The organism is Vibrio sp. 1978, from assembly GCF_033344345.1.
Genome location: NZ_JAWPOP010000046.1, coordinates 1 through 12,363, shown reverse-complemented (window position 1 = coordinate 12,363; position 12,363 = coordinate 1). Strand labels below are relative to the sequence as shown.

Annotated in this window: 13 protein-coding genes; 6 read left to right on the top strand and 7 right to left on the bottom strand. The window is 44.9% G+C overall.

All coding sequences use genetic code 11. The features are described from left to right. The first annotated feature begins 160 nt into the window (after nt 1-160). The 4 genes from R8N49_RS23765 to phaC all read left to right on the top strand — a co-directional run bounded on the left by R8N49_RS23765 (nt 161) and on the right by phaC (nt 4,356). The gene (locus R8N49_RS23765; RefSeq protein WP_186585444.1) at nt 161-901 is read left to right on the top strand and encodes an SDR family oxidoreductase; all 741 of its coding nucleotides are present in this window, start codon (nt 161-163) and stop codon (nt 899-901) included. Between the two features lie 12 nt (nt 902-913). Then, nucleotides 914-2,122, top strand: coding sequence for an acetyl-CoA C-acetyltransferase (locus R8N49_RS23760; RefSeq protein ID WP_258489128.1), 1,209 nt, complete (start codon nt 914-916; stop codon nt 2,120-2,122). A 44-nt stretch (nt 2,123-2,166) separates the two neighbouring features. Continuing rightward, nucleotides 2,167-2,514, top strand: a complete 348-nt coding sequence (locus R8N49_RS23755) for a phasin family protein (RefSeq protein ID WP_005373550.1) — start codon at nt 2,167-2,169, stop codon at nt 2,512-2,514. A 66-nt stretch (nt 2,515-2,580) separates the two neighbouring features. Continuing rightward, on the top strand, nt 2,581-4,356 hold the full coding sequence (gene phaC / locus R8N49_RS23750; RefSeq protein ID WP_258489110.1) for a class I poly(R)-hydroxyalkanoic acid synthase: 1,776 nt from the start codon (nt 2,581-2,583) through the stop codon (nt 4,354-4,356). A 169-nt stretch (nt 4,357-4,525) separates the two neighbouring features. On the opposite strand, the gene R8N49_RS23745 is transcribed toward phaC, so the two are convergent. The 6 genes from R8N49_RS23745 to napF form a co-directional block, all read right to left on the bottom strand. Further along, nucleotides 4,526-4,660, bottom strand: coding sequence for a TIGR02808 family protein (locus tag R8N49_RS23745; RefSeq protein ID WP_005373546.1), 135 nt, complete (start codon nt 4,658-4,660; stop codon nt 4,526-4,528). 11 nt (nt 4,661-4,671) lie between these two features. After that, nucleotides 4,672-5,250, bottom strand: a complete 579-nt coding sequence (locus R8N49_RS23740; protein WP_005373542.1) for a NapC/NirT family cytochrome c — start codon at nt 5,248-5,250, stop codon at nt 4,672-4,674. 28 nt (nt 5,251-5,278) lie between these two features. Further along, nucleotides 5,279-5,734: a nitrate reductase cytochrome c-type subunit gene (locus R8N49_RS23735; protein ID WP_005389061.1), complete on the bottom strand. Its 456-nt coding sequence runs from the start codon at nt 5,732-5,734 to the stop codon at nt 5,279-5,281. A gap of 78 nt (nt 5,735-5,812) precedes the next feature. After that, nucleotides 5,813-8,302 (bottom strand): periplasmic nitrate reductase subunit alpha, encoded by a 2,490-nt coding sequence (gene napA, locus R8N49_RS23730; RefSeq protein ID WP_005389060.1) that lies wholly within the window; start codon nt 8,300-8,302, stop codon nt 5,813-5,815. Continuing rightward, nucleotides 8,299-8,607: a chaperone NapD gene (locus R8N49_RS23725; RefSeq protein WP_005373535.1), complete on the bottom strand. Its 309-nt coding sequence runs from the start codon at nt 8,605-8,607 to the stop codon at nt 8,299-8,301. Before R8N49_RS23725 ends, napA begins: the two co-directional genes overlap by 4 nt. 47 nt (nt 8,608-8,654) lie before the next feature. Then, on the bottom strand, nt 8,655-9,140 hold the full coding sequence (gene napF / locus R8N49_RS23720) for a ferredoxin-type protein NapF (protein WP_213899198.1): 486 nt from the start codon (nt 9,138-9,140) through the stop codon (nt 8,655-8,657). Nucleotides 9,141-9,387: 247 nt separating this feature from the next. On the opposite strand from napF, the gene narQ reads away from it, so the two are divergent. Continuing rightward, nucleotides 9,388-11,124 (top strand): nitrate/nitrite two-component system sensor histidine kinase NarQ, encoded by a 1,737-nt coding sequence (narQ, locus tag R8N49_RS23715; RefSeq protein WP_025767926.1) that lies wholly within the window; start codon nt 9,388-9,390, stop codon nt 11,122-11,124. Nucleotides 11,125-11,128: 4 nt separating this feature from the next. Next, nucleotides 11,129-11,743, top strand: coding sequence for a response regulator (locus tag R8N49_RS23710; protein ID WP_031777156.1), 615 nt, complete (start codon nt 11,129-11,131; stop codon nt 11,741-11,743). A gap of 91 nt (nt 11,744-11,834) precedes the next feature. Here R8N49_RS23710 and R8N49_RS23705 read toward each other — a convergent pair whose 3' ends face one another. Beyond that, on the bottom strand, nt 11,835-12,008 hold the full coding sequence (locus tag R8N49_RS23705; RefSeq protein ID WP_005373524.1) for a hypothetical protein: 174 nt from the start codon (nt 12,006-12,008) through the stop codon (nt 11,835-11,837). Between the last annotated feature and the right edge of the window lie 355 nt (nt 12,009-12,363).

Below are 12,363 nucleotides of genomic sequence, written 5' to 3'. Positions count from 1 at the left end.
ACCAGCGATTGTCTTTAAAGAAATGGCACTGGCCGCTTGATATTGGCGAGTGTCGCACTTCGCAGTTGAATTCGGGGAATAAATAAACACGTCAGTTGGTGAACTATTTCATCAGTGTATTAAGTTTGCTTTTAAAATGCCGTTAAGAATGGAGTCTTCAATGAAGAAAGTCGCTTTGATCACTGGATCAAAAGGCGGAATTGGTTCTGCTATTTCCTCTCAATTAGTCAATGACGGTTACCGTGTAATCGCTACATATTTCACAGGTAACTACGAATGTGCGCTGGAGTGGTTCAACAGCAAAGGGTTTACCAAAGATCAGGTTCGCCTTTTTGAGTTGGATGTAACAAACACGACAGAGTGTGCAGAGAAATTGGCGCAATTGCTTGGGGATGAAGGAACCATTGATGTTGTTGTCAACAACGCAGGAATCACACGTGATGGCGTGTTTAAAAAGATGACTGCGCAAGCTTGGAATGATGTCATCAATACCAACCTCAATAGTTTATTCAACGTTACGCAACCCCTCTTTGCTGCAATGTGCGAAAAAGGCGGTGGTCGTGTCATCAATATCTCTTCAGTCAATGGTCTTAAAGGGCAGTTTGGTCAAGCAAACTACTCGGCGGCGAAAGCTGGGATGATCGGTTTCTCTAAAGCCTTAGCATACGAAGGTGCTCGCTCGGGTGTGACAGTTAATGTTATCGCTCCGGGTTACACGGGTACGCCAATGGTTGAGCAAATGAAGCCAGAAGTGCTGGAATCCATCACGAACCAAATTCCAATGAAACGTCTTGCGACACCAGAAGAAATTGCAGCATCAGTGAGCTTCTTGGTCAGCGATGCGGGCGCCTACATCACCGGAGAGACTTTGTCGGTGAACGGCGGCCTATACATGCACTAAGGAGAGAAGATGATGGAAAAAGTATTTATCGTAGCGGCGAAGCGTACTCCAATTGGTGCTTTTGGTGGCAGCCTGAAAAATACTTCTGCTGGCGATCTGGCAGCAGTAGCGATTAAAGGCGCGTTGGAAGCGGCAAAGTTGCCCGGCGACAAGGTTGACGAAGTGATTGTTGGCAACGTTGTTGGTGCAGGTCAAGGAATGGGTGTTGGCCGCCAAGCGGCACTGTTTGCGGGGGTTCCTGAATCTGTTCCTGCATATGGCGTAAACATGGTTTGCGGTAGTGGCATGAAAACGGTCATGGATGCCGTGTCCCATATCCGTAGTGGCGATGCTGAGATCGTTGTTGCAGCGGGTGTTGAAGTCATGTCTCAGATTCCGTTTGCCGCACCAAGCAGCATTCGTGATGGCAACAAAATGGGCAATCTGGAGCTAAAAGATCTGCTCGTAGCGGACGGTTTAACCGATGTTTACAACCAATATCACATGGGTGTGACGGCAGAAAACGTAGCAAAACAAATCGGCTTAACTCGCCAGCAGCAAGACGAATACGCGCTGTCTAGCCAACAGAAAGCGGTAGCCGCTATCGAAGCTGGCAAATTTCAAGACGAAATTGTGCCAGTGGAAGTAAAGCAACGCCGTGAAACCGTGATGTTTGATACGGATGAATACCCAAAAGCGAACGCGACAATGGAAGCCTTAATCAAGCTACGTCCTGCTTTTGACCGCGAAGGCACTGTGACTGCGGGTAATGCATCAGGTATTAACGATGGCGCGAGTGCGATTATCGTGGCGTCTGAAAGCGCAGTTAAAGCGCATGGATTAACGCCGCTTGTTGAGATCGTAAGCTACGCGCAATCGGGTCTTGATCCGAAGATCATGGGCCTAGGTCCTGTTGAGTCCGTCAATAAAGCACTCGCAAAAGCGGAACTCAGTGTACACGACATCGACGTTTACGAGTTAAACGAAGCATTTGCAGCGCAAGCACTTGGCGTGATTCATCAGTTGGCGGAAACAAACCAAGTTCCAGTTAACGCGATTCAAGATAAAGCGAACTTTAACGGTGGTGCTATCGCGCTAGGACACCCGCTTGGTGCTTCTGGCAACCGAATCTTAGTCACGCTGGTTCACGAGCTTCATAAGCAAAATGGTCAATATGGCGTTGCTTCACTTTGTGTGGGCGGCGGCATGGGCACGGCTGTGGTTGTAAAGACAGTTAAGTAATTATTTAAACGGACATTTTTAATTCTTTCTCTAGGAGACAAACCATGTACACAGATTTCTTCAAAACATTTAGCGATCAAACTGAAAAAAATCTAGAACCTTACTTGAAGTTCAACAAGCTAGTGACAAAAAACGTAGAAGTGTTGACCGAGCTTCAATTGAACGCCATTCGCACATACAGTGAAGTGGGTCTAAACCAGATGAAAGCAGCGACAGAAATCAAAGACGTAACGTCATTGACTGCTTTCAACAGTCAGCAACTAAGCGTACTTACTAAACTTTCTCAACAAATGATGGATGACAGCAACAAGCTTCAAGCGATTGCAAAAGAGTTCAAAGAAGACGTTGAGAAAATGACTTCGGAAAATCTAAAGACTGTTACTCCAGCGTAATTTGTCCGATTCTCGCCGCCCCTAGATTTGGGCGGCGTTGTTTTTTCCGAATATAGGAGTAAGACTATGTTTCAACACTTCTTTTCGGACTATCTTGTGAAGCTTCAGGAAACCAATCATCAGTGGTGGCATGATTTCGAAGTGAACAAGGCAGTCGTGAACTCTCCTTTAAACAAGGCCATGCAAGAAGTGAACTTTGAGGATACTGCCAAACTGTTCGAACAAGCTGCGAATCAGCCTGCTGCGATTTTAAAGCTGCAAGCACAGTGGTGGGAACAGCAGCTGCAAATTTGGCAGAATGTTGCATTGGCAGGGAACCAAGCACAAATCGTCGAAGCTGAAAAAGGGGATAAGCGTTTCTCAAACGAAGCGTGGCAAAATGAAGCCATATATAGCTTCATCAAACAATCCTACCTTTTATTTAGTAAGACCTATCTGGACACCATCGAGTCTTTGGAAGGCTTAGATGAAAAGACGAAAGAACGTATTATTTTTTTCTCTCGCCAAGCCATTAACGCCCTTTCTCCTTCCAACTTCATCGCCACTAACCCAGAGCTTTTGAAGCTGACACTTGAGCAAAACGGTCAAAACTTACTGGCAGGCTTAGAGCAGTTGAAAGAAGACGTTGAGTCGAGCGCAGACATTTTAAAAATTCGTATGACGAATAACAATGCATTCCGCGTGGGCGATGACGTTGCGACGACACAGGGCAATGTGGTTTTTCAAAACGAATTGTTTGAGTTGATTCAATATCGACCTCTAACAGAGAAAGTGAATGCGACGCCGCTGCTCATCGTCCCACCTTTCATCAATAAATACTACATCCTTGATTTAACAGCAAAGAACTCAATGGTTCGATGGTTGTTAGAGCAGGGGCATAGTGTATTTATGATGTCTTGGCGCAATCCAGGCAAGGCACAAGCGCACATAGAGTTTGGTGACTACGTGACAGAAGGCGTAGTGAAAGCCGTCGCTGCAATTGAAGATATAACAGGACAAGAGCAAATCAATGCTGCTGGTTATTGTATCGGTGGTACTGTTTTAGCAAGCACGGTTGCCTACTACGCTGCAAAACGTATGAAGAAGCGCATTAAGTCTGCCACTTTCTTCACCACGTTGCTCGACTTCTCTCAACCAGGTGAAGTCGGCGCGTATATCAATGACACCATTGTTAGTGCAATTGAAGCGCAAAATAACGCAAAAGGGTATATGGACGGCCGTTCCTTAAGCGTGACGTTTAGTTTACTGCGTGAAAACAGCTTGTACTGGAACTACTACGTCGACAATTACTTGAAGGGTAACAGTCCGGTTGATTTCGACTTGTTGTACTGGAATAGCGATAGCACCAACGTCAGCGCTGCATCTCACAATTTCTTGCTTCGCGAGCTCTATTTAGAGAACAAGCTGGTGCAAGATAAAGGCGTCAAAATTGGTGGAGTATGGATTGATCTAAATAAGATCAAAATTCCTAGCTATTTTGTGTCAACGAAAGAAGACCACATTGCGTTATGGCAGGGAACTTACCGTGGTGCGCTGAACACGGGTGGTAACAAAACGTTTGTCCTCGGTGAGTCTGGTCATATTGCGGGCATCGTGAACCCTCCAGCTAAAAATAAGTATGGTTATTGGTTGAACGATAATTTGGATGACTCTGCTGATGAGTGGTTGAATAACGCGGAACACAAAGAGGGATCGTGGTGGACACACTGGAACGAGTGGTTACTCCAATTCAACCCTAAAGAGCAAGTTGAGCCTTTCCCTATTGGCTCAGAAAACCATCCGGTTATTGATGAAGCGCCAGGACAATACGTCAAACAGGTTCTGCCAGTAAAAGAATCTTAAACAACTCCCTATAGCAGTAAATCTTAGCGGCCTTTATGGTCGCTTTTTTATGTATGATTGCTTGTTTATGGTTGGTAAGCACCATTGAGCAATAAATAAAAAGCGCCGAGCATTTGCTCGGCGCTCAGTGTCAACAAATAGGCTAGTTGACGAGTAGAGATGCGTTACGTTACACCTCTTTATCCTTACCAAATGACAGCAGCCAGAGAGAGATTGCTGCTACCGCCACAAAGCCGGAAAGAATAATCACTGGCATAGCACTGTAGCCAAGGATATGCCAAATTACAGATTCTAATGTACTCATGGTAAGTCTCCTTAGTGCCAGCCTTCAACGCCGCTCATGTCTGGTAGTTTGTGCGCAATACCTTTGTGACAGTCTACACATGTTTTCTCGCCTGAAGCGAGAGCGGTGGAGTGCTGTTCTGCCGCACGTGATCCTTGCTGAGAGTAATCCATGAAATCAAACTCATGACAGTTACGACATTCAAGAGAGTCATTCTTTTTCATACGTGCCCACTCTCGCTCTGCGAGGTGTCCACGACGCTCTTGGAACTTCTCTGGCGTATCGATCGTCTTCGTTACGAAGTGTGCAAATAGCTCTTTAGATGCCTGTACTTTACGAACGATCTTATCCGTCCATTCATGAGGAACGTGACAGTCTGAACAAATCGCACGAACACCAGAACGGTTGGAGTAGTGAATTGTTTCTTGAATTTCAGCAACGATCGGCGCGTGACAGCCAGAACAGAATTCTTCTGTGTTGGTTGCTTCCATACCTGTGTTGAATGCGCCCCAAAATAGAAGGCCACCAGCGAAGCCTAGAAATAAAACCACACCAGCGGCAGCTTTACTCGGGCTCGACAGTCTCTTCCAAAACGCTTTAAGTATTTTCATAAGTAACCTCTTAGTACTCGCGTTTCAATTACTGAAGCGAATCGACTGCCTTAAACTCGTTTTCCACTAGTGGTTTTGCATCCGTTTGTGGAACGTGACATTGCAAACAGAAGTAACGACGTGGAGACATATCTGCCAGTACCGCATCTTCTCTGTTTACATAGTGCGTTACGCTAATTTTAGTCGCACCTGACTCTTTTGCATTTTTCCAGCTATGACATGCAAGACACTTGTTAGCATTTAACGAAATTTCGTAGTGACGAATGCTGTGTGGGATCAACGGTGGTTGATAAACATAGCTGTCTTCAACAATTTGATCTTTAGGGAAGTCTTTGAACTCGTCTGCTGGACGCGTATCTTCCAATTGAGACATTCCACGTAAAGATTCTAGACCACCAATACCACCAGGATTATCCAACTCAGCTTGCGCAATGCCTGTCACTAACGCACCTACAGATAAAACTGCGACAAGTAATTTTTTCATCATTTCATCTCCGCCTTTATGGCTTAAATTCTTTATTAGGCCGCCATAATGACGGCCGTAGCATTCAGTATCTGAAGGTTAAGCAATCTTAGTGATTTTGACTGGGCACTTCTTAAAGTCTGTCTGTTTAGACAGTGGATCAGTCGCATCTAGGATAAGCTTGTTAATCAAAATACGTGCATCAAAGAACGGTACGAATACCAAACCTTTTGGCGGACGGTTACGACCGCGAGTTTCAACACGAACGCGTACTTCACCGCGTTTGTTTGCCATGAGTACTTCTTCACCACGACGAACATTGCGTGCTTTTGCGTCTTCTGGGTGCATGTAACACACTGCATCTGGTACTGCTTTGTATAATTCAGGTACACGACGAGTCATGGTGCCTGTGTGCCAATGCTCAAGAACACGACCAGTACATAACCACATATCAAATTCATCGTTCGGTACTTCTGGTGGCGCTTCGTATGGCGCGGAAATGATCTTCGCTTTGCCATCAGCATTGCCGTAGAAGTCCCAACCAGAACCTTCTTTTGCGTATGGGTCTGAACCTTCTTTAAAGCGCCACTGTGTTTCTTTACCATCAACAACAGGCCAACGTAGACCACGTACTTGATGGTAGCGGTCGTATGGAGCCAAATCATGCCCGTGACCACGGCCAAATGTTGCGTATTCCTCAAACAGACCTTTTTGAACATAGAAACCGAAGTGGTGAGCATCGTCATTCAGTTCACGAGCTTCTTCGATAGGGAATTTGTCGACGTTACCATTGCGGTAAAGTACGTCGTACATTGTTTTACCACGGTATTGAGGCGCTTTCGCTAGAAGCTCTTCAGGCCATACTTCTTCCATTTTGAAGCGTTTCGAGAACTCCATTAGTTGCCAAAGGTCCGATTTTGCTTGACCGACTGTGCCCACTTGTTGGTACCAAGCTTGGGTACGACGCTCTGCGTTACCGTAAGCACCTTCTTTTTCAATCCACATTGCGGTAGGAAGAATAAGGTCTGCTGCTTGTGCTGTTGCTGTCGGGTATGGGTCAGACACAACGATGAAGTTTTCTGGGTTGCGGTAACCTGGAAGACGTTCTGTGTTGATGTTTGGACCGGCTTGCATGTTGTTGTTACATTGAACCCAGTAACAGTTCAGAACGCCGTCATTCAGCATACGGTCTTGCAATACGGCGTGGAAGCCAGGTTTTGGTGGAATCGTACCTTCTGGCAGTTTCCAGATGTCTTCTGCAATCTTACGGTGTTTAGGGTTAGCAACCACCATGTCCGCTGGTAGGCGGTGAGCAAACGTACCAACCTCACGAGCGGTACCACATGCTGATGGTTGGCCCGTTAGTGAGAATGGGCTGTTCCCCGGAGTCGAGATCTTACCGGTTAGTAGGTGGATGTTGTAAACCAAGTTATTCATCCATACACCACGAGTATGCTGGTTCATACCCATCGTCCATAGAGACATTACTTTCGTGTTTGGATCCGCGTATTGCTTCGCAAGCTCGATAAGCTTCTCTTTCTCAACACCAGAGATTTCAGATGCTTTCTCTACTGTGTATGGCGCTACTGATTTCTTGTACTCTTCGAATGAGATAGAAGTGAGTTTGCCAGAGTTCGGGTTCTTCGCTGCTTTTTGTAGCGGATCATCGTCACGTAGACCGTAGCCGATGTCAGTGTCTGCTTGAGTGAAGTTCGTGTGTTTGTTCACGAAGTCCCAGTTTACTGCATCGTTTTCGATGATGTAGTTTGCGATGAAGTTAGCAATTGCAAGGTCAGACTGAGGATTGAAAATGTAGCCGTGGTCTGCCAACTCAAATGAACGATGGTAGTAAGTAGAAAGCACGTTCACTTTAACGTGAGGGTGGCTTAGGCGGCGGTCAGTAATGCGAGTCCATAGAACCGGGTGCATCTCTGCCATGTTTGAGCCCCAAAGAACGAAAGCGTCTGCGTTCTCAAAGTCATCGTAACAACCCATTGGCTCATCGATACCGAATGCGCGCATGAAACCTACAACGGCAGAAGCCATACAGTGGCGAGCGTTTGGATCAATGTTGTTTGATCGGAAGCCTGCTTTCATTAACTTTGATGCAGCGTAGCCTTCCATTACTGTCCATTGGCCTGAGCCAAACATACCTACGCTTGTTGGGCCTTTTTTCTCGAGGGAAGCTTTCCATTTCTCAGCCATGATGTCGAAAGCGTCATCCCAAGAGATAGGTGTAAATTCACCATCTTTGTGGAATTTGCCATCTTTCATTCGTAGCATCGGTTGAGTTAGACGGTCTTGACCGTACATGATCTTAGAAAGGAAGTAACCTTTGATGCAGTTCAGACCTTTGTTTACTGGTGCTTCTGGGTCACCCTGTGTTGCTACCACTTTGCCGTTTTGAGTGCCAACAAGAACAGAACAGCCTGTACCACAGAAACGACAAGGTGCTTTGTCCCATGTGATTTTGGTTTGATCAGAGCTTGCAATCAGGTTGGCTGCAGATGCTGGTAGTGTCACACCTGCGACAGCAGCAGCTGATGCAGCCGCGTTTGCTTTCACAAACGCACGTCTTGTCATTTTCATACTTCACCCTCGATTTGGGAATGTTGTGTTCCAGTGTCTTCTTCATCCGTTTCTTCAAGCCCAGTTTCGATTTGGTGATAAACCAATACCGTGCTTAAGACGTTCGGTAAATTGTTAATGGCATCGATAGTGTCTGTGATGAAACCTTGGTTCTCAGTTTCAAGTACGACGATAATCTTGCCTTCAGGACTGTCACCATAGATTTCCGCATTTTCGTGTGCTTCTATCTTTTGTTTGATTTCGTCCAAATGTTCCGGCAGCACATGTACTACCAAACTTGAAATATGCACTTCATTTAGTGACATATAGCTCTCTCATTTATTTTTATTGCCTTTGGCCGACGACATTCGGCTTAGGCTGTTGTATTGCTCACATTGATGGATGAAGTCGGGCACACTGAAACACAGGCGCCGCAGCCGTTACACTCATCAAGGTCTAAATTGGGTTGTGCTACTTTCCCCAGTTCTAATTTGAACTGAATTGCCATCGGGTCGCACATATCCCCACAGCTTCGGCATTCGACATTTTGTTTTGCTAAGCAGTTATCGTTGATACTTGCTTTTGCTTGCCAAGGTTGTTCTGTTTTTGGCAAGAAAAGGGGCTCAGGACAGGCGTTTGCACATTGATAGCAAAATGTGCATTCATCGATGGAAAAATCGACCGAGGGGAATCCGCCATCACTTTTGGTTATAATCTTTGTTTCACAGGCCTCAATGCATTTACCGCAGCGAGTGCAATCGTCCGTAAACTGTTGCGGTTTAGTTAACCAAGGCAAACGTACGGCGTTGTCGGGGTGCGCTTTTCTTGCAAAGAGTCTTCTTCTGGAAAGGTCTACCACTTAGTCACCTCGAAACTTGGAACCCAAACTAAGCATAGTCCACAATTTTCATTAATAAACTGTCATTTAAACTAACGAAATTGTAGTTTTTGACATATTTGTATAAATACCTCTTAGGGGGTAAATGGTATGCAATATTGTTTTGGATCAATAAATTCCGTCGCAGGTGATCACATATTGATAAAGTTGAAAGGTAATGGGTTCATTGCACGTACAAATAGGATTGTTAATGGGCGAGGAACTCAGATTGTTTAAAAATGTGAAAAAGTCAGTGACGCGCACGATTGCGTCCGCGATGCTTCTTATTTTGCTGCTCTCAGTCGCTACGACTGGTTTTGCGATTTTTACGTTAGCGTCCAGTTTGAACGATGCTGAAGCCGTCAATGTTGCTGGCTCGATGCGAATGCAAAGCTACCGTCTGGCGAATGATATTCAGGTTAAATCTGTTGACTATTCTTCACATATTGACGCATTTGAACATTCGATATATTCACCTTCAATGAAAGCGCTTCAGCATTGGTCTGTGCCTGAAGACATCACTCACGATTACTACCGTCTTATTATCAGATGGCATGAACTCAAGGCGGTGCTGAGAGGAGACAACCCGGCAGAATATCAACTCCTAGTGGCCGGTTTTGTTGAACAAATCGATGAGTTTGTATTTAAGCTGCAAAGCTTTTCGGAGCAAAAACTGATTAACTTAGCCTGGATCGGCGGGTTAGGGTTGGGTGGCATCCTTTGTGTCAGTATGTTTGTCGTTCATTTTGTGCGCCTCGAAGTTGTTCGGCCTCTGCGTGCCTTAGTTTTTGCTAGCGAGCAAATTAAAAATCGCTCATTCAATATATCGCTCAATGTATCTAGCGACAATGAAATGGGAATACTGACTCGAACCTTTAACCGGATGGCGACAGACCTTGGTAAGTTGTACCGAGGATTAGAACAAGCGGTTGATGAGAAAACACGTAAATTGCAGCATGCCAACCAGTCTTTAGAAGTGCTGTATGACTCGTCAAAAGAACTCACGGCGTCGCGTATTAATCAAGACAATTTCCAGGCGATTTTGCAGCATATCGTCAGTCTTGAGGGCATTAAAGCGGTCAAACTTGAAATCGAGCAGCTGGGAGAACCGAGCTGGATATTGATGGAAGGAGAAGAATGCTGCCAAGATTGTGATGAAGATTGCCACGGTAAAGCCCTGATGCTAGATGGTGAGCACTTGGGCTATTTATATTGGAAAGCAGGGTTACCTTGTCCGAACGAGGCTCTTATTGACAACTTCGTGCAGATTTTATCACGCGCCGTGTATTACAATCGGGCGCAGCGCCAAGCAGAACAAATTCTGCTGATGGAAGAGCGAGCCACTATTGCTCGGGAGTTGCATGATTCATTGGCTCAAGCACTCTCTTACTTAAAAATTCAGGTCGCTTTGTTGAAGAGAAGCGTAAAGAACTTGCCTGACGAAAAGGCGATCGCGCAGGCTAATCAAGTTATTGCCGAGCTAGATACGGGCTTATCTGCCGCTTATACGCAGTTACGCGAGTTACTGACGACGTTTCGTCTTACGATTAAAGAGGGCAGTTTTGGCCAAGCATTGCAAGACATGGTTGAAACGCTCAGTGAACAAACTGCTGCGGACATTACGCTAAAAAATAGACTTTCATCAACTGAACTGGATGCACATCAGCAGGTTCATTTACTACAGTTGATAAGAGAAGCGGCAATTAATGCTATCAAACATGCGCAAGCAGATAATATTCACATTCAATGTCTCGATAATGATGGAAAAGTCACAGTAACCGTTAGCGACGATGGAATAGGCTTTGAACATCAAGACGAAAAATTAAATCATTACGGTATGAGTATCATGCAAGAGCGGGCCGCTAGACTGCATGCCGATCTTCACATCGAAGCATCGATAAACAAAGGTTGTACCGTAAAATTAGAATTCCAACATAGTAAGGAAGTAAACAGTGACAGTGTGTAAAGTAATGCTGGTGGATGATCATCCACTCATGCGAAGAGGTATCCACCAGCTTTTAAGCTTTGAGCCTGAGTTTGAGGTCATTGCAGAAGCAAGTAATGGCGCGGATGCAGTAGCGAAAGCGCATGAGCTGGAACTGGATCTTGTACTTCTTGATCTTAATATGAAAGGCATGTCTGGCCTTGATACTTTGCAAGCACTGCGTGCAGATGGCTGTGAAGCCAGAATTGTCATTCTAACCGTTTCGGATAGCCCAGCAGATATAGAAGCAATAGTTCGAAGTGGTGCCGATGGCTATTTATTGAAAGACACTGAGCCTGATGAGTTGGTTGAGTTGCTAAAACAAGCGCATCAAGGGGACAAGGCATACAGCCAAGAAGTTTCTAAGTATTTGAGTGAACGTTCAGAGCAAGAGGACGTGTTTGATACACTGACCGATCGTGAATCGCAGATCTTAAGAGAGGTGGCAAGAGGTTTCCGCAACAAGCAAATTGCCGATCGTCTTTTTATCTCTGAGTCTACGGTTAAAGTACATATGAAGAGTTTACTTAAAAAGCTTCAAGTTCCTTCTCGTACTGCAGCAACCGTCCTTTATCTTGAGCGCTTTGGCGACATCAAATAACATTGTTGGATTTGAATCTGTAATAATAAATAAAATCAAACAGTTATATTGATTCTGACGAATAAAAAAAACCGCCTGTTAGGCGGTTTTTTTACTTGTCTGGGCGAATAGAGTACAAGTCACTGTTGTGCTTACCACACTCCAAATAGTACTGATAAGCCACTTTTTTGCTTTCAGCAATGACTCTCATGCAGTGCATTTTCCCCTGTTCAAAATATCGAATCTCATATTCTACACTGGTATCAAGTTGCTCAGCGGCTGCCATACTTCGCCTCCATAAACCATCCAAAAAACATCCATGCAAATTATATGCCGTTATAGGGAGCGTCGTTCGGTACGTTTTTTAGCCGATAATTGCGCTCTAACTCACTTTTTTGCGGATAGCTGTGATCAAAAAGTTAATTTCAAACTCTATATATTATTAAGGTGGCAATCAATATTTGTCACACTGGTGTAAGTTTGCCGCAATACTAAGTGATACAGGTTGAGTATAGAACTTAATCAACAGAAAAGGGAATACGAATAAGTGACTAAATTAAAGGACTTGGATTCAAGTACGAAGTGCGACACCTCTGAACATAAAAACAGTGAGATGCGATAATCATGAAGTTTGCTCCCGC

Bases quoted from the DNA above. Each gene is read 5' to 3' on its own strand.
- R8N49_RS23710 (WP_031777156.1), top strand. From the start codon at position 11,129: ATGCTGGTGGATGATCATCCACTCATGCGAAGAGGTATCCACCAGCTT.
- R8N49_RS23740 (WP_005373542.1), bottom strand. From the start codon at position 5,250: ATGAAAATACTTAAAGCGTTTTGGAAGAGACTGTCGAGCCCGAGTAAA.
- R8N49_RS23765 (WP_186585444.1), top strand. From the start codon at position 161: ATGAAGAAAGTCGCTTTGATCACTGGATCAAAAGGCGGAATTGGTTCT.
- napA (WP_005389060.1), bottom strand. From the start codon at position 8,302: ATGAAAATGACAAGACGTGCGTTTGTGAAAGCAAACGCGGCTGCATCA.
- R8N49_RS23760 (WP_258489128.1), top strand. From the start codon at position 914: ATGGAAAAAGTATTTATCGTAGCGGCGAAGCGTACTCCAATTGGTGCT.
- R8N49_RS23705 (WP_005373524.1), bottom strand. From the start codon at position 12,008: ATGGCAGCCGCTGAGCAACTTGATACCAGTGTAGAATATGAGATTCGA.
- phaC (WP_258489110.1), top strand. From the start codon at position 2,581: ATGTTTCAACACTTCTTTTCGGACTATCTTGTGAAGCTTCAGGAAACC.
- R8N49_RS23725 (WP_005373535.1), bottom strand. From the start codon at position 8,607: ATGTCACTAAATGAAGTGCATATTTCAAGTTTGGTAGTACATGTGCTG.
- R8N49_RS23735 (WP_005389061.1), bottom strand. From the start codon at position 5,734: ATGAAAAAATTACTTGTCGCAGTTTTATCTGTAGGTGCGTTAGTGACA.
- R8N49_RS23745 (WP_005373546.1), bottom strand. From the start codon at position 4,660: ATGAGTACATTAGAATCTGTAATTTGGCATATCCTTGGCTACAGTGCT.
- R8N49_RS23755 (WP_005373550.1), top strand. From the start codon at position 2,167: ATGTACACAGATTTCTTCAAAACATTTAGCGATCAAACTGAAAAAAAT.